The sequence below is a fragment of the Frateuria terrea genome, assembly GCF_900115705.1.
Classification (GTDB): Bacteria; Pseudomonadota; Gammaproteobacteria; order Xanthomonadales; family Rhodanobacteraceae; genus Frateuria_A; species Frateuria_A terrea.
The window spans coordinates 114,319-134,823 of the sequence record NZ_FOXL01000003.1 but is presented as its reverse complement, the minus strand read 5'-3'; the positions used below and the strand labels follow the sequence as shown (position 1 = coordinate 134,823).

The window sequence follows — 20,505 nt, the reverse complement described above, 5'->3', positions numbered from 1 at the left end:
CCTGCCTTGCTGGAGCCGGCGGCGTGAGGACGACACTCCGATACTATCGATGGGCGGCGGTGCTGGCCCTTGCCTGCGCCGCCGCACCACCGGCCGGTGCGAGAGGCGCCGAACACTGGGTCGGCGCCTGGGCCGCCGCGCCGCTGCGCAATCCGATGCCGGCGAACGCGGTGCTGCGGCAGCCGCCGCTCGATACCCCGTTGCACCACCAGACCGTGCGCGAGATCGTCCGCATCGGAGCCGGCGGACGGCGCCTGCGCGTCCACCTGGACAATCGCTTCGGCGAGCGGCCGGTGACGATCGGTGCCGTCGCGGTGGCCCGCGCCGCGGCGGGCGACGGTTTCGCCGTCGACACCGGCACGCTCGCGCCGGTGACCTTCGGCGGCGAGGCGCGCGCCGTGCTGCCCGCGGGCGGCGTGCTCGACAGCGATCCGCTGGGCCTGGCCGTGCATGCGGGCGAGCGGCTGGCGGTGAGCCTGTTCGTGCCTGGTGCGGCGATGCCGGCGTCCTGGCACCCCGATGCGCGCTACCGGCAGGCGATCTCGCTCGATGGCGACCACACACGGGCCGCACGCATGCCGCTGGCCGGCTATGCACCCGGCTACGACTGGCTGGCACGGATCGACGTGGCGGCAACGCCAGCGACGCGCGCGATCGTCGCGTTGGGCGATTCGATCACCAACGGCTTCCGCGCCAGCGCGGGCATGAGTTATCCGGAACAACTGGCCGATCGCCTGCGCCGGTCCGGTTGCGCCCTGCCGGTGCTCGATGCCGGCATCGACGGCAACCAGGTCGCCGCGGCGCGGGGTGGCTTCAGCCAGGGCCAGAGCATGTGGCAGCGCCTGCAGCCGGACGTCCTTTCGGTGCCGGGTGCGCATGACCTGCTGCTGCTCGGCGGCATCAACGACATCGGCGAGCCGACCATGGCGGCGCGCGCGGCCGGCCGGCCGGTGCCGCAGGCGCAAGTCCTCGCGGGGCCGGTGATCGCCACGCTGGGGCGGATCGCCGCGGCGGCGCGCGAGCATGGCCTGCGCCTCTATGGCGCCACGCTGCCGCCGTTCGGCGGCACGCTGGGTGCGTATTCGGCGCAGGGCGAGGCGGCGCGCCAGACGGTCAACGCGTGGATCCGTACCCGCGCGCCGTACGACGCGGTGATCGATTTCGATGCCGCGCTGCGCGACCCGGCGCAACCGCAGCGGCTGCGACCCCGCTACGACAGCGGCGACCACATCCACCCGAACGATGCGGGCTATGGCGCGATGGCCGCGGCGGTTCCGCTGGCCTTGTTCGCCTGCCCGGCGCCGCGGCAAGTCCAAGGCGTCGACCCGTCGCGATCCCATCCAGCCGGAGATACTCCATGACACGTCCGATCCTGCTGCCTTGCGCGCTGGCCTGCGCGCTGGCGCTCGCCTGGGTTCCAGCCGCCGCGGCGCCGGGGCCGGCGCAGGCGACCGGCAAGGTGCTCGCCGATGGCGTGGGCTACGTCAGCGCGGTGCGGCTGGCCCACCAGCCGGAGGCATCCTCGAACGGGCGCATGCTGATGGTGTTCGAGCGCGACGGCATGGGCGGCATTCCGCTGTACGAGAGCGTCGACGGTGGTGCGCACTGGCGCTTCCTCTCCAACGTGACCGACCAGGCGCACGGCGGCGATCCCCATTGGCAGTTGCGCTGGCAGCCGCACCTGTCCGAGCTCGCCAAACCCAGCGCCGACCTGCCGACCGGCACCTTGCTGCTGGCGGCCAACGCCACCGGCAATGACGCGACCAGCCGCCTGGTGGCCGAGGACCTGCAGCTGTACACCTCCACCGATGGCGGGCGGCGCTGGCGCTACCGTGGCTCGATCGTCAAGGGCGGCGGCAATCCGAGCGACAAGGACAACCATGGCGTGTGGGAGCCGAACGTCCACCGCCTCGACGACGGGCGGCTGGTCGCCTACTACTCCAGCGAGAAGCACAAGGCCGAAGGCTTCAACCAGTTGCTCGCGCACAAGGTGTCCGGCGACGGCGGCCGCCACTGGGGCAAGGAGAAGGTGGACGTGGCCATTCCCGGCGGCGTCGAGCGTCCCGGCATGGCGGTGGTCGATCGCCTGCCGGACGGCCGCTACGTGATGACCTACGAGGACATCGACGGGCCGAACAACGGCCAGGTGTACCTGAAGACGAGTGCCGACGGCCTGGATTGGGGCGATCCGGCCGACCGCGGCACGCCGGTGCGCACCGCTGCCGGCGCATGGCCTGCCGCTTCGCCGATCGTGCGCTGGCTCCCGTGGCGCGACGGTCCCGGCGTGATCGCCGTGGTGGCCGAACGCGCGGGCGGCGACGGCGACCCGTCCGGTCGCAGCATCTACTGGAACAACGACGGCGGGCGCGGTCCGTGGTGGGAGGCCGCAGCGCCGGTGCAGAAGCTCACCGGGAACATCCATGCCGGCTGGACGCAGGCCTTGCTGGCCATGCCCGGTGCACGCCTGTGGCACGCGACCACGTCCTCCGACGCCGCCGATCCGCAGGACGCGCGCAAGAACGTCGTGATGTACGCCGACGCACCCGCTCGCTTCGACCGCTATGAGGCCGAAGACGCGGCGCGCCGGTGGTCCGTGCGTATCGGCGATCCGGGCGCCTCGAATGGTGCCAAGGCGCGCATGGCGTCCGCGCCCGGCGGGCAGCTGAGTTTTCCCGTGCACGTGTCGGCCGGTGGCGCCTACCGCGCCACGGTACGCTGGCAGGACCTGGGCTTCACGCCGGCGCTGCCGGTGCTGCGCGTCAACGGCGCGACCTGGGTGCTGGCCGACCGCACCGGCCAAGACGGCTGGCATCTGGCCACCGCCAGCGGCACGCTGCGCGCCGGCGACAACACCGTGGTGATCGAGGGTGCGCAGCGTCCGGCCGACGTGGATTACCTGCAACTGGATCCGGCGACGCGGGGCGGCGACTGATGCGTGTGCCGATGCCTGCCTTCGGAGTTCCCATGCCGATGAAGCACTACCGCTCGATCCTCGCGAGCCTGGCCCTGCTGCTCGCGAGCGCCCCGACGCTGGCGGCCGGCGCGCAGGACTATTCCAGGCCGTTGCTGCCCTCGGGCCCGGACCCGTGGGTGATCCAGCGCGACGGCGTCTACTACTACACCAGCACCTCAGGCGACCGCATCGAACTGCGCAAGACGCACGACCTGCGGCAGCTGGCGCAGGCCGAGCCCGTGGTCGCCTGGCGGGCGCCCGCGGAGGGGCCGGATTCGGCCGCGGTCTGGGCGCCCGAACTGCATCTCATCGACGGCAAGTGGTACCTCTACTTCACCGCGGCGGATGCCCGGCACAACGACGACGATCACCGCCACGTGTTCGTCCTGCAGAACGCATCGGCCGATCCCACGCGTGGACGATGGGTGGAACGAGGGATGCTGAAGACGGAACGCACGGGGATCGACGGCACGGTGTTCGAACACGGCGGCCGCCGCTTTTTCGTCTACTCGGCCTACGTCGGCGACCACAGCGACCTGGTGATCGCGCCGATGACCAATCCGTGGACGCTGGGCTCGCCGCAGGTGGACATCGCCCGGCCCACGTACGCGTGGGAAATGCAGGGCGGGCGCAAGATCCTCGAGGCGCCGGAGTTCCTGCAGGGGCCGGACGGCAAGGTATTCCTCAGCTATTCGGCCAGCGCCTGCTGGTCGGACGACTACGCGCTGGGGCTGCTGCAAGCGGACGGCAACGCCGACCTGCTCGATCCGGCGTCGTGGCACAAATCGCCGAAGCCGGTGTTCGCCAGTTCGCCCGAACACCACGTGTACGCGCCCGGCCACAATGGCTTCTTCAAGGGCACCGACGGCCGCGACTGGATCATCTATCACGCCAACGGCGGCCCGGGCTGGAAGTGCACGCCGCGCCGCGCGCCGCGGATCCAGCCGATCGGCTGGACGGCCGAGGGCATGCCCGATCTCGGCGAGCCGGGAGCGCCCCCGCAGGACCCGTAGGGCGGGCTTCAGCCCACCGCTTCGGCGAAGTTGGCGGTGCGAGGTTGGCCCACCCTGCGCCTGGCTACGCCAGGCTGGTAGCAATACCGAAGGCCACCGCCGTCACCGCCGCCATCGCCATGCAGGCGCTGGTCGGGCGGATGCGGCGGGCGTCCACGCGCGGCGTGAGGCGCCACAGCAGCAGCGCGCCGGCGACCATGTCGATCACCAGCGCCAGGCGCAGCGGCAGCGAGGCGAGCAGCGGGCCATAGGGCGGCCGCACGTTGCCTTCGTGCGCCGCGACCAGCCCCACCAGCAGCAAGCCCAGCAGGCTCCACAGCAGGCAGCCGAAGTACACGCGGTTGAACACCACGTTGCTGCGCTCGCTCCAGCGCAGCACCGGCCAGGCGATCAGGCTGGCGGCGAGGGCGACGATCGAGCCGTAAAGCACCCACCAGAGCAGGGTACTGAGCAGGGTAAGCAGGGTTTGCATCAACTTTGCGCCTTGAAGCCGAGCTTGCGCAGCAGCTTTTCCATCAGCCAGGCCGGGCCGACCAGCAGGTAGGAGAGGTCGGTGAGGAAGCTCGGGCGGTGGCCTTCGTAATGATGGCCGATGAACTGGCCGACCCACGCCACGACGAATACCACGAGGGCGGTCCAGCGCAGCCGTACCGGCCCGAGCAGCTCGAACAGCCACGCGGTGAGCAGCGCCAGCGCGGCGAAGAACACCAGCAGCGCGCCGCCCAGCCGGTGCGAGTGCTTCCAGTACCAGCCGAACGCCAGCACCATCGCGAACACCGCCCACGCGCCCGGCTTGAGCCAGGCGGCGGGCACCGGCACGGTCCACAGCAGGGCGACCACCGTCCACACGATCGGCGGCACGCAGATCCAGTGCAGGACCTGGTTGACCGGGTTGCGGTGGTCGGCGCTGTAGCCGTCGAGCCAGCTCTGCATGCTGCGCATGGTTGCCCCCTGGGTCGGTGGATCAGTCGAGCCGGATGCCGGCCAGCCGCTCCAGCGCCTCGGCGTACTTGGCGCGGGTGCGTTCGATGATCTCGCCCGGCACGTGCGGTCCGGGCGCCTTCTTGTTCCAGTCCAGCGTTTCCAGGTAGTCGCGCACGAACTGCTTGTCGTAGCTGGGCGGGCTGATGCCGGTGCGGTACTCGTCGGCCGGCCAGAAGCGCGAGGAGTCGGGCGTGAGCATCTCGTCCATCACGTACAGCTTGCCGCTGGCGTCGGTGCCGAACTCGAACTTGGTATCGGCGATGATGATGCCGCGCTCGGCGGCGTAGGCGGCGGCCCAGCGGTAGATCGCCAGCGTGGCGTCGCGCACCTTTTCTGCCAGCTCGCGACCCACGGCATCGACCACCGCATCGAAGCTCACGTTCTCGTCGTGGTCGCCCACTGCAGCCTTGGTCGACGGGGTGAAAATCGGTTCGGGCAGCTGCTGCGCCTGCTTCAGCCCGGGCGGCAGCGCGATGCCGCAGAGCTTGCCGGTGGCCTGGTAGTCCTTCCAGCCCGAACCGATCAGGTAGCCGCGCGCGATCGCCTCGACCGGCACCGGCTTCAGCCGCCTCGTCACTACCGCGCGGCCGGCGTAGAGCGACAGGTCCGTGCCCGCGGGCAGCACTTCGCCCAGCGGTACCTCGAGCAGGTGGTTGGGAATGATGTGCGCGGTCTTGTCGAACCAGAAGTTCGAGATCTGCGTAAGCATCTCGCCCTTGCCGGGGATCGGGTCGGGCAGCACCACGTCGAAGGCGGACAGGCGGTCGGTGGCGACGATCAGCAGGCGGTCATCGGACAGCGCATAGACGTCGCGCACCTTGCCGCGATGGATCAGGTCCAGGCCAGGCAGGTTCGATTGCAGCAGGGTGGTGGGCACGGGGCGATCCGCCGTTGAAGCTTGGGAGCAGCCTATTCTAGCGGGGTGCGCACGGCCCGGCGGCGCCGCGCTGCTAGAATCGCGCCTTCCCGGGAATCCATCTCGCTGTACGCCCTGCCGATGCGACTCGTCCTGCTTGCGGCGCTGCTGGTCGCCGCCCTGCCTGTTTTTGCCGCTGCCCCCGCCCGTCCGGCCCGGCTGGGCCTGTGCGCCGCCTGCCATGGCGAGACTGGCATGGCGCAGATGCCCGGCGCGCCCAACCTCGCCGGACAACGTCTGGACTACCTGCGCAACGCGCTGGCGCAATACCACGACGGCCGGCGCGACGTGGCGGTGATGCGCGCGGCGATCGGGCCCGTCAGCGATGCCGAGCTGGATGCGCTGGCACGCTGGTACAGCGCACAGCCGCCGGCACCGCAGGCGCGGCCATGAACCTTTCCTCCACGCTGGTGCTGGCCTTCGTCGGCCTGATCCTCGGCCACGGCCTGCCCGGCGCGATCGTCGGCGCGGTGATCGGCTTCGTCATCGACAGCCTCCGCCAGAGCCAGCGTTACCGCGCGGCACCGCAGATGGACGGGCTGTACGGCCCGCTGTTCGCCCTGCTCGGCGCCGTAGCCAAGTCGGACGGGCGCGTGTCGGAGGCCGAGATCGCGGTGGCCGAGCGCATGATGACCCGCATGGGCCTCACCGGCGAGCAGCGCAGGCAGGCCATCGCCAGCTTCAACCAGGGCAAGCAACCGGAGTTCGACGTCACACCGGCGATCGACGGCCTGCGCCGCTGGGTCGGCATGCGCCGCGATCATGCCTTTCCCGTGCTGGACGTGGTGATCGAGACGGTGCTCGCCGAGGGCAATCCGCCACCGGAGAAAATGGGCATCCTGCGCCAGCTCGCCTTCGCCCTGCGCATCAGCGACATGGAACTGATGGCGCTGATGGCGATGAAAGGTTACGCCTGGAACGCTGCCGCCGGCGACCGCAGGCGCGGCAGCGGCGGCGGTTACGTGCCACCGCATCGCAACACCCACGGTCCCGATCCTTACACCGTGCTCGGCATTACGCGCAACGCGGACGAGCGCGCCATCAAGCGCGCCTATCGCAAGCTGATTTCCGAGCACCACCCCGACCGCCTCGGCGACCTGCCCGAGGACATGCGCAAGCGTGCCGAGGCGCGCGCCAGCGAGATCAACGCGGCATACGAGCGGATCAAGGCGGAGAAGGGGTTCTAGTGAGGCGCGGCCGATACGATCCGCTCCAGGCGCCAACACGGACCGTTCGCTCTGAACGCAGGCTGCAGGCCGGAGCCGAACCACCTTTCCATCACCCACCAGCCCTTCGGCTTCGCTGCGCTACGCTCAGGGCGAACGGCTGAAGAAAACCTTCCCGGGATCCGTCCATGAGCAAGCAATCGCCCGTCATCGCTCCTTCCATCCTCTCCGCCAACTTCGCCCGCTTGGGCGAGGACACCGCCAACGTACTGGCCGCCGGCGGCGACTGGGTGCATTTCGACGTGATGGACAACCACTACGTGCCCAATCTCACGATGGGCCCGATGGTGTTGAAAGCCTTGCGCGACTACGGCATCACCGCGCCGATCGACGTGCACCTGATGGTCAAGCCGGTCGACCGCATCGCGCCGGATTTCGCCAAGGCCGGCGCCAGCCTGATCAGTTTTCACCCGGAAGCGAGCGAACACGTCGACCGCACCATCGGCCTGATCCACGACGCCGGTTGCCAGGCCGGCCTGGTGTTCAATCCGGCCACGCCGCTCAACTGGCTGGACCACGTGCTCGACAAGCTCGACCTGGTGCTGATCATGTCGGTCAATCCGGGTTTCGGCGGGCAGAAGTTCATCCCCGAGGCGCTGGCCAAGCTGCGCGAGGTGCGCCGCCGCATCGATGAGAGAGGTCGCGCCGTACGGCTGGAGATCGACGGTGGCGTCAGTGCCGAGAACATCGGCGAGATCGCGGCAGCCGGCGCCGATACCTTTGTTGCCGGCTCGGCCATTTTCGGCGCGCCCGACTACGCGAAGGTCGTCGCCGCGATGCGGCGGGCCATCGGGTGACGGCTGCCCGCAGCGACGGGTCGTTAGCGCAGGCAGCCATGCGCCCGGTTTGCTAGCTTGTGGACGGGGTGAGCCACTTATAGTTAGTCGCGCGAGGGTGGGAACGGAGGGGACACGTCACCGTGGGTTCCTTGCAGCAGGTATCGGCACCCGTCCCGAAGACCGACAAGTAGCGTCGAGCTTTCGCGTGGCGCAAAAAGAAATCCCGGTGCGCGGAGCACCGGGATAAGCGTCGTCGGAATGGGACGCGTTGAGGAGTCCACCAGAGCGGGCGCCTGGCCGTCGCCGGGGGGCGACGACGGTGTAATCCACGGCAATGGACGACGCCCGCCACTACAGCAAGACCGGCGCGTCCCCGGTTGGTTCCACGGCAGCAGCAAAATTTTTCGCGCCGAAGCCGGAACAAGCGCACGCCTCGTTGCGAGCCGGCGGCCTGGACGGTTGGTGACCGCCTGTGTCTGGGGTCGCGCGGCGGGCTGGCGCCCGCAACCGGCCTGGGCAGTGGCAAAAAAATCCCCTCGCAGGGAGGGGAAGGAACGGGGCTAACGGAAAGCCTTATAGGAGCGAAGGCGATCAGAGCGGCTGCCAGTCGGGATCCGGCTCCTCGCCCGCACCCGCCGCGCTTCCGTGCGCGACGGGTGCTTCGACGCCTTCCACGGCAAACGGGTCGACATACTCCAAAGACATGGCACGTCTCCTTCAGTGGATACCCATGACGAGGCCGAGCAGCAGGGCGCCCAATGCCAGCACCACGCGCAACGGTTCGAAGTGGCGCAGCTCGGCGTTGGGATCGGGTTTGCTGGCGGCGTTGTTCATGGCATCTCTCCGGAGTCAGCTGCATAAGACGCCGGCGCCGGGCGCACGCAGCGGCATCGCGCGGGCGCAGTGCGGGCCGGATCGGGCAAAACGCGGGCAGTCGCGCCGCCCGCCTTGCGCCGCGGCGGCGCGCATAGCACGCTGCGCGCCACCGAAAGGGAGACCAGTCATGGGCCGCAGCATCGCCATCGTCGAGGACGAACCGCTCATCCGCGCCAACTATGTCGAGGCGCTGAACCGCTTCGGCTACGACACGCGCGGCTACGGTTCGCGGCAGGAGGCGTCCACCGCTTTCGCGATGAAGCTGCCGGAACTGGTGATCATCGATATCGGCCTGGGCGATGAACCCGAAGGCGGCTTCGACCTCTGCCGCGAGCTGCGCGCCAAGTCGGCCACGTTGCCGATCATTTTCCTTACCGCGCGCGATTCGGATTTCGACGTGATCTCGGGCCTGCGCCTGGGCGCCGACGACTACCTCAGCAAGGACACCAGCCTGCACCAGCTGGCCGCGCGGATTGCGGCGCTGTTCCGCCGCATCGAATCGCTGAAGGCGCCGGCATCCAGCGAGACGGTGATCGCGCACGGGCCGCTCAAGCTCGAATCCGAGCGCATGCGCGTGACCTGGAACGGCGCCGAGATCCCGCTCACCGTCACCGAGTTCTGGATGGTGCACACGCTGGTGCGCTTCCCCGGCCACGTGAAGAACCGCGACCAGCTGATGCGCGAGGCGGAACTGGTGGTGGACGATGCCACCATCACCTCGCACATCAAGCGCATCCGCAAGAAATTCGTCGCGCTGGCGCCCGATTTCGATGCGATCGAAACCGTGCACGGCGTCGGTTACCGGTGGAAGCCGTGAGGCGGTTGATCGGCGCCTTGCTGCTGCTCGTCGCCGCAGCTGTTGCCGCCGACGCGCCAGGCGAAGCCACCGCCCAGGGCAAGCCCGACCGCGACGTGCCCGGCTGGACCGTCCATGCGCCCACGCCGGCCGGCTGGACCGCCGACTGCTGTACCTACGCACGCGCCATCGGCGTGAACCTGGTGATCTACCGTGGCGAGTGGACCGGGGAGCCCTACGGAGTCATGGTGCTCAATGTCTGGCCCCGCAAGCTCGCCAGCCTCGATGCGGAGCTCGACGCCGACCGCGAGCATTACCTTCAGGCCGACCCGGCGGCCAAGGTCGCCCGCTTTCCGGTCCGCCATCGCGCGATGCCGTGCGAAGCGGTGGTGTTCGAGGGCAGCGACAAGGTCGACGACGCCGTGGTGTTCTGCGATCCGGGCAAGGCCACCGGCATCCGCCTGAGCTGGTCGATGAGCTTCAAGGATGCAGACCCGCAGCGCGCGGCATTGCTCGATGACTTCATGCGCGTCGTTGTCGGCACCGGTTATCGGCGAACGGCCGCGCCCCGCTAGCCCGCAGCGACGGATTACCCCAAGCTGATGCAATGAACCTGCGCCGCAAGCTGCTGCTGGTCGCCCTGTGCACGCTGGCTCTGCCGGTGGCCGGCTGGTTGTACGTGCGGCAGATGGAGACGCTGTTGCGCGAAGGCCAGGCGCAGGCGCTGGTCGCCTCCGCGCGGGCAGTGGCGCGCAGCCTGGTGGCGACCGGCGCCGCCCTGCCGCAGGACGCTCGCGGCTGGTATGTCGAACAGGCCGCCACGCCGATCACCGTCGACGGCTACGGCGACGACTGGGCGCCGCTGACGCCGTGGAGCCAGCCGCTGGGTCCGCGCGGCAGCGTGCTGCTGGCCGAGGACGCCGACGGGTTCTACCTCTACGTGCAGCAGCGCCAGACCCGGCGCGTGCGCGCCGATGCGGACGACCCGGGTGCATTGCGCGCCGATCACCTCATCCTCGAACTCGACCGCGGCGACGCGCGCCTGCGCTACCTGCTGGCCAGCGCCGCGCCGGGCAGTTTCACCGCGCGGCTGCTCGATCCGCCGGTGCCCGGCTGGCCCGACCGGCTGGTCGGGCAGTGGCAGGAGGATGGTGGCGGCTGGCGTGTCGAGGTGCAGCTGCCACGCCCACTGGTCGTGGACCGGCTCGGCCTGGGACTGTACGACGCCTCGGCCGGTGGCGACCCGCTGGCGGTCGATGCGCGATCGCTGTGGCACTACTCGCCGACCCTGGCGCAGGAGCTCGACCGCCTGGCGCCGGAGGAGGTGCGTGCCCGCGTGTTGGCGCCCACTGGCTGGCTGCTGGCGCAAAGCGGGCATCTGCAGGCCGGCGGACCGCAGCCGGGCTGGTTCTCCGCGCTGGTCTATCGCGCGCTGCTTGCCAACCCCGTCGAGGACGCCGCCTCCTGGACCCAGGACGCCCCACGCCTGGACCTGCCCGAGATCGCCCGGGCCCGCGCCGGCAAGCCGTCCACCGTGTGGCGCGACGGCGAGACCCGCGCCAGCGTGGTGCTCGCCGCCGCGGTGCCGATCGGCACGCCCGGCCGGGTACGTGGGGTGCTGCTGCTCGAACAGGCCAGCACCACCGTGCCGCTGCTGGCCAACCGTGCCTTGTTCACCCTGCTGGCGACCAGCTTCGGGGTGCTGCTGGTGGCCGGCGGCATCCTGCTGTGGTTCGCCACGCGCCTGAGCCTGCGCCTGGGCCGCCTGCGCGATGCCGCCGAGCGCGCCCAGATGGCCGACGGGCGCATCGACGGCCTGTTCGCCCAGGGGCGTTTCCCGCTCACCGCGGCACCGGACGAGATCGGCGACCTGGCGCGCAGCTTCGAGCGCCTGTTCGAGGCGGTCGGCGGCTATACCGATTACCTGCGCACGCTGGCTTCCAAGCTCTCGCACGAACTCAACACGCCGCTGGCGATCGTCAAGAGCTCGCTGGACAACCTCGAGCACGCACTGCAGGCCAACGCCGCGTTGCCGCCGGAGGCGCAGCCCTACCTGGCCCGCGCCCGCGACGGCGTGGCACGGCTGGGCACGCTGGTGCGCGCGATGAGCGAGGCCAGCCGGATGGAGCGCGCGATCGCGGCCGCCGAAGCGGAGGACGTCGACCTGCGCGAGGTGGTGCGCGGCTGCGCCGAGGCCTACCGCCCGCTGATCGGCGCCCGCGAGCTCACCTGCCAATTGCCCGAGGCGCCGCTGCCGATGCATTGCGCGCCCGAGCTGATCGCCCAGGCGTTGGACAAGCTGCTCGACAACGCGCTCTCGTTCACCCCCGCCGACGGCTGGCTGCGGCTGGCGCTCATCGCCCGCGAGGATGGCGCCGAAATTACCCTCGCCAACCAGGGACCGCCGTTGCCCGCGGCGATGCAGGCGCGCCTGTTCGACTCGCTGGTCAGCCTGCGCGACAAGGCCACCCCGGGCGATGCGCCGCACCTGGGCCTTGGGCTTTACGTGGTGCGCCTGGTCGCCGAACGCCACGGCGGCAGCGCCAGCGCCGGCAACCTAGGGGACGGCAGCGGCGTGGCCTTCACCCTGCGCCTGCGCAACATGCCGCGCCAGCGGCTGTGACCGGGCAGGCCATGGGGCATCCCGCTGCTCCTGGGGGCGTGGGGCTGCTATCGTGGGGGACTGTTTAGCCGTCCGGATCCGCATGTGATCTCCCGAGACCAATTCGACGCGCTGGCTGCCGAAGGGCACACGCGCATTCCGCTGGTGCGCGAGGTCTTCTCCGACCTCGACACGCCGCTGTCGGTGTACCTGAAGCTCGCCGACGGTCCCTATACCTTCCTGTTCGAATCGGTCGAGGGCGGCGCCACCTGGGGACGCTATTCGATCATCGGCCTGCCGGCGAAGCGTGTGTACCGCCTGCACGGGCCCGAACTGGAAGTCGAGGAGGCCGGGGAAGTGGTCGAGCGCCGCCACCTGGACGATCCGCTGGGCGAGATCGAGCGGCTGCGTACGCAGTATTCGGTGCCGCACCTGCCGGAGCTGCCCGCCTTCACGGGCGGCCTGGTCGGCTACTTCGGCTTCGAGACGATCGGCTACATCGAGCCGCGGCTGGCCCGGTGGGACCGCGCGGACGAACTGGGTACGCCCGACGTGCTGCTGATGCTGGCCGAGGAAGTGGCCGTCTTCGACAACCTCAAGGGGCGCCTGTACCTGATCGTGCACGCGGACCCGTCGCAGCCGCAGGCCTACGCGCACGCGCAGCGCCGGCTCGATGCACTGGTCTACCGGCTACGCCAGGGTGGCGCCTCGTATCCGCAGCTGACCCAGTCCACCGCGCTCGACGAAGGCGACTTCAAATCTTCCTTCACCCGGCCCGAGTTCGAGGCGATGGTGGAGAAGGCGAAGGAACACATCCGCGCCGGCGACATCTTCCAGGTGGTGCCCTCGCAGCGCCTGAGCGTGGGTTTCAACGCGCGCCCGGTCGACGTGTACCGCGCCCTTCGCGCGCTCAATCCCTCGCCGTACATGTACTTCGTCGACCTGGGCGCCACGCAGATCGTTGGCTCCTCGCCGGAGATCCTGGCGCGGCTGAAGGACGGCAAGGTAGTAGTGCGACCGCTGGCCGGCACTCGCAAGCGGGGCGCCACCGAAGAGGAAGACCTCGCGCTGGAGGCCGAGCTGCTGGCCGACCCGAAGGAGCGCGCCGAGCATGTGATGCTGATCGACCTGGGCCGCAACGACATTGGCCGCATCAGCCAGACGGGCACGGTCGAGGTGAGCGAGTCGTTCGTGATCGAACGCTACTCGCACGTCATGCACATCGTCTCGCAGGTGCAGGGCGCGGCGCGGGAGGGGCTTTCCTACATGGACGTGCTCAAGGCCACGTTCCCGGCCGGCACCCTCTCCGGTGCGCCCAAGATCCGTGCGCTGGAAATCATCCAGGAACTGGAACCGTACAAGCGCAACATCTACGCCGGCGCGATCGGCTGGATCGGCTGGTGGGGCGACGCGGACACCGCCATCGCCATCCGCACCGCGGTGATCCAGGACGGCCGCCTGCACGTGCAGGCCGGTGCCGGCATCGTCTACGACTCCGACCCGGCGGCGGAGTGGGAGGAAACGATGAACAAGGGCCGCGCCCTGTTCCGCGCGGTGGCGCAGGCGGCCAAGGGGCTCTGAAGGCGACCACTGCGTGGCTCTGGCGCCTTCTCCTGCCGGGATAGGGCTGGGGTGAGGGGGACTCGCCCCAATCCCTCATTGACGCGGGGCTTCTTCCGGGCATGCCGGGCTCCCAGGCGACGTGCGCAAAAACTTTCGCTCGCGTGCATGACTTCCGGCATACCATGGCTGGACTGCAACGTTATATCGTTTCGCCCCTCCTTCCGCCCGAAGACGCATCCGCATGATCAAGAAGTCCGCCGTGCTGGCCTCTATGCTACTGGCCGGATGCGCGGTGGGCCCGGACTTCCAGCGTCCCGCGGCACCGGCGGTGTCGCATTACACCGCTGCGCCGGCGACCTCGACGGTGGCCACTGCCGGTGTCCCGGGCGGGGCGTCCCAGCGCTTCGAGCGGGGCGGCGACATTCCCGCGCAATGGTGGCAACTGTTCCATTCGCCCGCGCTCGACGCGTTGGTCAAGCAGGCACTGGCCCGCAATCCCGACCTCAAGGCCGCGCAGGCCGCGCTGCTCGCGGCGCGCGAAAATGCACTGGCCGGCCGCGGAGCCTACTATCCCAGCGTCGGCGTGGGCCTCTCGGCGAACCGCCAGCAGGACCCGCCCGGCGCACTGGCGCCGGTGCCCAGCTCCAACGCCTCCCTGTACAACCTGCTCACCGCGCAGGTCAGCGTGTCCTACATGCCCGATGTGTTCGGGCTGAACCGGCGCACGGTCGAGGCGCTCCAGGCGCAGGCGCAGGTCGCGCGCTACGAGATGATCGCCGCCGACATGGCGCTGGGCGCCAACGTGGCGGTTACCGCGATCCAGGTCGCCTCGCTGCGTGAACAGCTCAAGGCCACGCAGGAGCTGGCTGGGCTCAGCGCGCACGTGCTTTCGATCATGCGCTACCAGCTGGCCAAGGGTTACATCGGCCGGCTCGACGTGGCCGCGCAGGAGACCCAGCTGGCGCAGGTCAACGCCTCGCTGCCGGCACTGCGCACACAGCTGGCGCAACAGCAGCACCGGCTGTCCGTGCTTGCCGGCCGCTTTCCCGGCGAGGGGCCGGCCGCGGCGTTCGAGCTGTCCGACTTGCAACTGCCGCAGGAACTGCCGCTCAGCCTGCCCTCGGCGCTGGTCGCGCAGCGGCCCGACGTGCTGCAGGCGCAGGCCAACCTGCACGCGGCCAGCGCCCAGGTCGGCGTCGCCATCGCCAACCGCCTGCCCAACCTCACGTTGAGTGCCGATGCCGGCAGCACGGCACTGGCGATCCGCAACCTGTTCACGTCGGGCACCGGCTTCTGGGGGTTGGGCGCGGGGCTTGCCGCGCCGATCTTCCAGGGTGGCTCGCTCAGGCACCAGGAACGCGCCGCCAAGGCCGCCTACACGCAGGCCGCGGAGCAATACCGCAGCACGGTATTGGCGGCGTTCGAGGACGTCGCCGACACGCTGACCGCGCTGCAGCAGGATGCGCAGGCGCTGCAGGCCGCCGCCGCCGCCGACAAGGCCGCCCGGGTGACGCTGGACCTTTCGCAGCGGCAGTGGAAGGACGGCTACGCCGGCTACCTCGCCGTACTCGCCGCGGAGCAGGCCGCGTTGCAGGCGCGCGTCAGCCTGGTGCAGGCGCAGGCTAGCCGCTACGCCGACACGGTGGCGCTGTTCCAGGCACTCGGCGGCGGCTGGTGGCATCGCGCCGACCTGGCGCAGGACGACCACCCGGCGACCGCAGCCCATACGACTTCAACCAAGGCTTCCCATGACCCCTGACCGCGCCTGCACGACTGCGCGCCGCCCGCCGCGTGCCCTGCTCGCCGCCACGGCGTTGACCCTCGCCAGCCTGCTCGGTGGATGCGGCTCGTCCACGGACAAGCCGGCGCCGCCGGCCGATGCCCCGCACAACGCCACGTTGACCGCCGCGCAGCGTCAGCACATCACGCTGGACACGGTCGTCTCCGGGCCTTTCCACAAGGCGATCGAGGCCACCGGCGTGGTCGACTTCGACAACGACCAGGCCACCAGCGTGCTGGCGCCGTTCTCCGGCCCGGTCACGCAATTGCTGGTGAGCGCCGGGCAGCACGTCGACAAGGGACAGCCGCTGGCGCGGGTCAATTCGCCGGACTTCGCGGCGGCCGTCGGCGCCTACAGCAAGGCGCTGGTCGCCGCCCGCAACGCGCGACGGCTGGCCGATGCGGACCGCGACCTGAGCGCGCACGAAGGCGTGCCCCGGCGCGAACTGGAGCAGGCCCTGACCGATGCCGCCAGTGCCGATGCCGACCGTGACGCCGCGCTGCAGGCATTGCTCGCGCTCGACACCGACCCGCAGACGATCAAGGCAATCCAGTCGGGCAAGCCGCCGGCGCACGTCGAGGCGGTGATCCGCGCGCCGGTCGCCGGCACCGTGGCGGAGAAGCTCATCACGCCGGGCCAGTTGCTGCAGGCCGGCAGCACCGCCTGCTTCACCGTGGCCGATCTCTCGCGCATGTGGGTGATGGCGCAGGTCGCGCCCGGCGAACTGGCCGCGGTAAGCATCGGCGATCCAGCCCGCATCGATGCCGGCAGCACCGGCACGCTGCCCGGCGTGGTGGACAACATCGGTGCGGTGGTCGATCCGGACACGCGCGCGGTGCCGGTGCGTGTGCGGGTCGACAACGCCCACGGGCTGCTGAAGAAGCAGATGTACGTGCGCGTGCGCATCCAGTCGCGCCAGACCGACCGTGGCCTGCTGGTGCCGGTGTCGGCGTTCCTGCGCGACGACGAGAACCTGCCGTTCGTCTACGTCGCGCAGCACGACGGCAGCTTCGCCCGCCGGCGCGTGACACTCGGTTACCGCAGCGGTGACCGCTACCAGGTCTCCGAAGGCCTGCAGGCCGGCGAGCAGGTGGTGGCCCAGGGCGGCCTGTTCGTCCAGTTCATGCAAAGCCAATGAGCGACCACCTGCCTCCGATGCCGCCGCGTTCGGCGTCGCTGATGAATCGCCTGGTCGGTGCGTCGCTGGGCCAGCGCCTGCTGGTCGCGCTGCTGACGCTGGTACTGGTCGGTGCCGGCATCCGCGCGCTGCAGCGCCTGCCGGTGGACGCCTATCCGGACCTGTCGCCGCCCAGCGTGGACATCGTCACGCAGTGGCCCGGCCACACCGCCGAGGAAGTCGAGCGGCTGATCACGGTGCCGGTCGAGCGGGGCATGACCGGCATTCCCAGGACCACCAGCACGCGTTCGGTGTCGCTGTACGGCCTGTCCGACGTGACGCTCAATTTCGCCGGCGGCAGCGACTACGAGCTCGACCGCCAGGAAGTCTTCAACCGGCTCGGCGACCTCGAACTGCCCGACGGCATCGCGCCGTCGGTCTCGCCGATGTCCTCGCCCTCGGGGCTGATCTACCGCTACGTGCTGCAAAGTTCCGACCGCACGCCGGCGGAACTCAAGACCATCGAGGACTGGGTCATCGAGCCGCAGTACCGCGCCGTGCCCGGCGTGGCCGACGACTCCGGCTTCGGCGGCGGCACCATGCAGTATCAGGTGCTGCTCGATCCGGTGAAGCTCGCCGGCGCCGGCCTCAGTGCAACGCAGGTGCAGGCCGCGCTCGGCGCCAACAACGCCAACGCCGGCGGCGGCTTCTACTCCCAGGGCGGGCAGTTCTACTACGTGCGCGGCGTCGGCCGGCTGGTCACGCTCGAAGACATCGGCAACGTGGTGCTGGCCGTGCACGACGGCAAGCCGGTGCTGGTCAAGGACGTCGGCCGCGTCGCCGTCGGCATTGCGCCGCGGCTGGGCGAATTCGGCTACGAGAACCAGGACGACGCGGTGGAAGGCGTGATCTCGCTGCGCACCGGCGAGAAGACCCAGGACGTGCTCCGTCGCGTCGAGGCCAAGACGAAGGAACTCAACGAACACGTCCTGCCGGGCGACATCAAGATCCATCCGTTCTACGACCGCAGCGACCTGGTCGCGCTGACCACGCGGATCGTGCGCGAAAACCTCGTGCGCGGCATGCTGCTGGTGGTCGTGGTGCTGATCTTCTTCCTCTACGACGTGCGCGCCGGCCTGATCGTGGCCGCCACCATCCCGCTGGCGCTGCTTTTCGCCTTCACCTGCCTGGACCTGCAGCACGCCTCGGCCAACCTGCTGTCGATCGGCGCGGTGGACTTCGGCATCCTGGTCGATGCGGCGGTGGTGATGGTGGAAAACATCTACCGGCAGATCGCCGACCGCGAAGGCGAGCACTTCGACGTCGTGGAGATCATCCGCGACGCCGCGGCCGAGGTGGACCGGCCACTGTTCTACGCGGTGGCGGTGATCGTGGTCAGCTTCCTGCCGATCTACGTGCTGTCCGGCCCGTCCGGCACGCTGTTCAAGCCGATGGCCGACACCATGGTGTTCGCGCTGGTCGGCTCGCTGGTGGTCACGTTGACGCTGCTGCCGGTGCTGTGCTCGTGGCTCATGCGCAAGGGCGTGCGGGAGCGGCGCAACGCGGTCTTCGAATGGATCAAGTCGGCCTACGCGAAGGGGCTGGATGTCTGCCTGGCGCACGCGCGCGGCACCATCGTCGCCTCGGCCTTGCTGCTGGGCGCGTCGCTGCTGCTGATACCGGGCATCGGCGCGGAGTTCATGCCGCACCTGGACGAGGGCGCACTGTGGGTGCGCGCGACCATGCCCTACACGATCTCCTTCGACGAGTCGGCCAAGGTCACCCCGCAGATCAGGAAGATCCTGCGCTCGTTCCCGGAGGTCACCACGGTCGCCTCCGAACTGGGCCGCCCGGACGACGGCACCGACGCCACCGGCTTCTTCAACGTCGAGTTCTATGTCGCGCTGAAGCCGTATTCGGAGTGGCACGGCGCGTACCGCACCAAGCCCGAGCTGATCGAGGCGATCAACAAGAAGCTCGCCGCCTTCCCCGGCATCGTCTTCAACTACACCCAACCGGCCGAGGACGCGGTGGACGAGGCCGAGACGGGCCTCAAGAGCGCCCTGGCGGTGAAGGTGTTCGGTCCCGACCTGGACACGCTGCAGAAGAAGGGCAAGGCGATCAAGCACGTGCTCGAGCGGGTGCGAGGTATCCACAATGTGTCGCTGGTGCAGGAGCTGGGGCAGCCATCCCTGAGCATCGTCATCGATCGCGCGGCGATCGCCCGCTACGGGCTCAACGTCGACGACATCAACGGGCTGATCCAGACCGCGATCGGCGGCGACGTGGCCACCCAGGTGATCCAGGGCGAGAAGCAGTTCGACCTCGTGGTGCGGCTGGACAAGCCCTACCGCGACGATCCGCAGGCGATCGGCAACATCCTGGTCGCCACCCCGGCCGGCCAGCAGATTCCGCTCAAGACGCTGGCGGACATCCACGTCACCGACGGTGCCTCCTTCATCTACCGCGAGAACAACTCGCGCTACATCGGCGTGCAGTTCTCGGTGGAAGGGCGCGACCTGGCCGGTGCGGTGGAGGACGCGATGGCGCAGGTCGGCAAGCAGGTGAAGCTGCCGCAGAGCTATCGCGCCGACTGGGGCGGCGAGTACTCCGAATACACCGCCTCGCGCGCGCAGCTCAACGTGATCGTGCCGCTGACCCTGGCGCTGATCTTCCTGCTGCTGTTCACGCTCTACAGCAACTTCAAGTTCCCCTTCATCACCGTGCTCGGCGTGGTCTTGTCGGCGCCGGTCGGGGGACTGGTGGCGCTGTGGCTCACCGGCACGCCGTTCTCGGTGTCCTCGGGGATCGGGTTCCTGGCGCTGTTCGGCGTCTCGGTGCAGACCGCGGTGGTGTACATCTCCTACGTCAACGAACTGCGCCGCAATGGCACGCCGCTGGCCGAGGCGGTCCGCGCGGCGGCGATCCTGCGCCTGCGTCCGATCATGATGACCGCGCTGGTCGCCGCGCTTGGCCTGTTGCCGGCGGCACTGGCCACCGGCGTGGGCACCGATACGCAGCGGCCGTTCGCGCTGGTGATCGTCAGCGGCCTGTTCACCCGCCTGCTGATCAGCGTGTTCCTGATGCCGGCGTTGTATGCGGTGGTGGCGCGGCCGCAGGATCGGCTGGAGGTGTAGCCCTCGCTACACTTCCCCGATCGACCATCCGGGGAAGACGCATGCAGGACGATCGCGCGGCATCGCACGGCGCCGCCAGGACCACCCGCGCGGCGCGATGGCGATGCCTGCCTGCGCTGTGGCTCGGCGTGCTGCTTCCGGTGACCGCCGCCGCGGCCCAGTGGCCGGACACGCCGCTGGCCCGTGCCGAGGCGCTGGCCCTGCTGCAGACGCTCAACGCCGACCTGCTCAGCCATCCGAGCGCCACGCTCACGCTGGAGCGCTGGTGTGGCGCGCATCGCCTGGCAACCACGCCCAAGGTGTTCGCCCGGCGCGACCGCAAGGTGAGCAAGCCGCTGCCCGAGGACCTGCGCCGTGCGCTCGGCATCGAGGCCGGCACGCCGGTGCGCTACCGCCGCGTGCAGCTGGCCTGCGGCGACCATGTGCTCTCCGAAGCCGACAACTGGTACCTGCCCGCACATCTCACCGGGGCGATGAACCAGGCGCTCGACCACGGCGACACGCCCTTCGGCAAGGTGGTCGCGCCGCTGCGCTTCCGCCGCCACACGCTGTCCGCGCGGTTGCTGTGGTCGCCGCTGCCGGAGGGTTGGGAGATGCACGGCCTGCCAGCCGCCGGCAGCCAGCCGCTCGTGCTGCCGCACCAGCTGCTGCAGCACCGCGCCCTGTTGGAGGATGCGCAGGGCCGGCCGTTCAGTGCGCTGGTGGAGACCTACACCGAGCAGGTGCTCGCCTTCCCGCCGCCGGCGACGCGCCGGTAGCCTGC

At 69.9% G+C, this 20,505-nt stretch carries 17 protein-coding genes; 14 read left to right on the top strand and 3 right to left on the bottom strand.

Annotated features, from left to right (window positions below):
- The first annotated feature begins 59 nt into the window (after positions 1-59).
- Genes BMZ38_RS04425 through BMZ38_RS04415 form a run of 3 tightly spaced genes read left to right on the top strand, consistent with a single transcriptional unit; the run spans position 60 to position 3,966 of the window.
- Positions 60-1,361 (top strand): GDSL-type esterase/lipase family protein, encoded by a 1,302-nt coding sequence (locus tag BMZ38_RS04425; protein WP_091334676.1) that lies wholly within the window; start codon positions 60-62, stop codon positions 1,359-1,361.
- Positions 1,358-2,932, top strand: coding sequence for an exo-alpha-sialidase (locus BMZ38_RS04420; protein WP_245747177.1), 1,575 nt, complete (start codon positions 1,358-1,360; stop codon positions 2,930-2,932). The genes BMZ38_RS04425 and BMZ38_RS04420 overlap by 4 nt, the downstream gene beginning before the upstream one ends.
- A gap of 32 nt (positions 2,933-2,964) precedes the next feature.
- On the top strand, positions 2,965-3,966 hold the full coding sequence (locus BMZ38_RS04415) for a glycoside hydrolase family 43 protein (RefSeq protein WP_091334674.1): 1,002 nt from the start codon (positions 2,965-2,967) through the stop codon (positions 3,964-3,966).
- Between the two features lie 64 nt (positions 3,967-4,030).
- On the opposite strand, the gene BMZ38_RS04410 is transcribed toward BMZ38_RS04415, so the two are convergent.
- From BMZ38_RS04410 to BMZ38_RS04400, 3 genes are read right to left on the bottom strand one after another with little or no spacing between them, the layout of a single operon-like run.
- Complete coding sequence (locus tag BMZ38_RS04410; protein WP_091334672.1) at positions 4,031-4,438, bottom strand: hypothetical protein; 408 nt, start codon at positions 4,436-4,438, stop codon at positions 4,031-4,033.
- Positions 4,438-4,908: an Mpo1 family 2-hydroxy fatty acid dioxygenase gene (locus BMZ38_RS04405; protein WP_091334670.1), complete on the bottom strand. Its 471-nt coding sequence runs from the start codon at positions 4,906-4,908 to the stop codon at positions 4,438-4,440. Before BMZ38_RS04405 ends, BMZ38_RS04410 begins: the two co-directional genes overlap by 1 nt.
- A gap of 22 nt (positions 4,909-4,930) precedes the next feature.
- Positions 4,931-5,827 (bottom strand): phosphoribosylaminoimidazolesuccinocarboxamide synthase, encoded by an 897-nt coding sequence (locus BMZ38_RS04400; protein ID WP_091334668.1) that lies wholly within the window; start codon positions 5,825-5,827, stop codon positions 4,931-4,933.
- Between the two features lie 120 nt (positions 5,828-5,947).
- Here BMZ38_RS04400 and BMZ38_RS04395 point away from each other — a divergent pair, with 120 nt between their 5' ends.
- The 11 genes from BMZ38_RS04395 to BMZ38_RS04345 all read left to right on the top strand — a co-directional run bounded on the left by BMZ38_RS04395 (position 5,948) and on the right by BMZ38_RS04345 (position 20,500).
- Entirely contained in the window at positions 5,948-6,259 is a 312-nt protein-coding gene (locus BMZ38_RS04395) for a c-type cytochrome (RefSeq protein ID WP_091334666.1), read from the top strand.
- A complete protein-coding gene (gene djlA, locus BMZ38_RS04390) occupies positions 6,256-7,053 on the top strand; it encodes a co-chaperone DjlA (protein WP_091334664.1) in 798 nt (265 codons plus the stop codon). The genes BMZ38_RS04395 and djlA overlap by 4 nt, the downstream gene beginning before the upstream one ends.
- 167 nt (positions 7,054-7,220) lie before the next feature.
- A complete protein-coding gene (rpe, locus tag BMZ38_RS04385; protein ID WP_091334662.1) occupies positions 7,221-7,889 on the top strand; it encodes a ribulose-phosphate 3-epimerase in 669 nt (222 codons plus the stop codon).
- Between the two features lie 985 nt (positions 7,890-8,874).
- Positions 8,875-9,564 carry a proteobacterial dedicated sortase system response regulator gene (gene pdsR / locus BMZ38_RS04380; protein ID WP_091334660.1) on the top strand — a complete coding sequence of 230 codons (690 nt, stop codon included), beginning with the start codon at positions 8,875-8,877 and terminating at the stop codon, positions 9,562-9,564.
- Positions 9,561-10,118, top strand: a complete 558-nt coding sequence (locus tag BMZ38_RS04375; protein WP_091335616.1) for a hypothetical protein — start codon at positions 9,561-9,563, stop codon at positions 10,116-10,118. The genes pdsR and BMZ38_RS04375 overlap by 4 nt, the downstream gene beginning before the upstream one ends.
- Positions 10,119-10,150: 32 nt before the next feature.
- Positions 10,151-12,166, top strand: a complete 2,016-nt coding sequence (locus tag BMZ38_RS04370) for an ATP-binding protein (RefSeq protein ID WP_091334658.1) — start codon at positions 10,151-10,153, stop codon at positions 12,164-12,166.
- An 84-nt stretch (positions 12,167-12,250) separates the two neighbouring features.
- Complete coding sequence (gene trpE, locus BMZ38_RS04365; protein WP_091334656.1) at positions 12,251-13,726, top strand: anthranilate synthase component I; 1,476 nt, start codon at positions 12,251-12,253, stop codon at positions 13,724-13,726.
- A gap of 223 nt (positions 13,727-13,949) precedes the next feature.
- Positions 13,950-15,467, top strand: a complete 1,518-nt coding sequence (locus BMZ38_RS04360; RefSeq protein ID WP_139202382.1) for an efflux transporter outer membrane subunit — start codon at positions 13,950-13,952, stop codon at positions 15,465-15,467.
- Entirely contained in the window at positions 15,457-16,626 is a 1,170-nt protein-coding gene (locus tag BMZ38_RS04355) for an efflux RND transporter periplasmic adaptor subunit (protein ID WP_091334654.1), read from the top strand. The genes BMZ38_RS04360 and BMZ38_RS04355 overlap by 11 nt, the downstream gene beginning before the upstream one ends.
- On the top strand, positions 16,623-19,742 hold the full coding sequence (locus BMZ38_RS04350) for an efflux RND transporter permease subunit (RefSeq protein ID WP_091334649.1): 3,120 nt from the start codon (positions 16,623-16,625) through the stop codon (positions 19,740-19,742). The genes BMZ38_RS04355 and BMZ38_RS04350 overlap by 4 nt, the downstream gene beginning before the upstream one ends.
- Positions 19,743-19,783: 41 nt before the next feature.
- Positions 19,784-20,500, top strand: coding sequence for a hypothetical protein (locus BMZ38_RS04345; RefSeq protein ID WP_217638717.1), 717 nt, complete (start codon positions 19,784-19,786; stop codon positions 20,498-20,500).
- Positions 20,501-20,505 lie beyond the last annotated feature (5 nt).

Bases quoted from the DNA above. Each gene is read 5' to 3' on its own strand.
- BMZ38_RS04345 (WP_217638717.1), top strand. From the start codon at position 19,784: ATGCAGGACGATCGCGCGGCATCGCACGGCGCCGCCAGGACCACCCGC.
- BMZ38_RS04420 (WP_245747177.1), top strand. From the start codon at position 1,358: ATGACACGTCCGATCCTGCTGCCTTGCGCGCTGGCCTGCGCGCTGGCG.
- BMZ38_RS04350 (WP_091334649.1), top strand. From the start codon at position 16,623: ATGAGCGACCACCTGCCTCCGATGCCGCCGCGTTCGGCGTCGCTGATG.
- BMZ38_RS04360 (WP_139202382.1), top strand. From the start codon at position 13,950: ATGATCAAGAAGTCCGCCGTGCTGGCCTCTATGCTACTGGCCGGATGC.
- djlA (WP_091334664.1), top strand. From the start codon at position 6,256: ATGAACCTTTCCTCCACGCTGGTGCTGGCCTTCGTCGGCCTGATCCTC.
- pdsR (WP_091334660.1), top strand. From the start codon at position 8,875: ATGGGCCGCAGCATCGCCATCGTCGAGGACGAACCGCTCATCCGCGCC.
- BMZ38_RS04415 (WP_091334674.1), top strand. From the start codon at position 2,965: ATGCCGATGAAGCACTACCGCTCGATCCTCGCGAGCCTGGCCCTGCTG.
- BMZ38_RS04395 (WP_091334666.1), top strand. From the start codon at position 5,948: ATGCGACTCGTCCTGCTTGCGGCGCTGCTGGTCGCCGCCCTGCCTGTT.
- BMZ38_RS04410 (WP_091334672.1), bottom strand. From the start codon at position 4,438: ATGCAAACCCTGCTTACCCTGCTCAGTACCCTGCTCTGGTGGGTGCTT.
- BMZ38_RS04355 (WP_091334654.1), top strand. From the start codon at position 15,457: ATGACCCCTGACCGCGCCTGCACGACTGCGCGCCGCCCGCCGCGTGCC.
- BMZ38_RS04405 (WP_091334670.1), bottom strand. From the start codon at position 4,908: ATGCGCAGCATGCAGAGCTGGCTCGACGGCTACAGCGCCGACCACCGC.
- rpe (WP_091334662.1), top strand. From the start codon at position 7,221: ATGAGCAAGCAATCGCCCGTCATCGCTCCTTCCATCCTCTCCGCCAAC.
- BMZ38_RS04370 (WP_091334658.1), top strand. From the start codon at position 10,151: ATGAACCTGCGCCGCAAGCTGCTGCTGGTCGCCCTGTGCACGCTGGCT.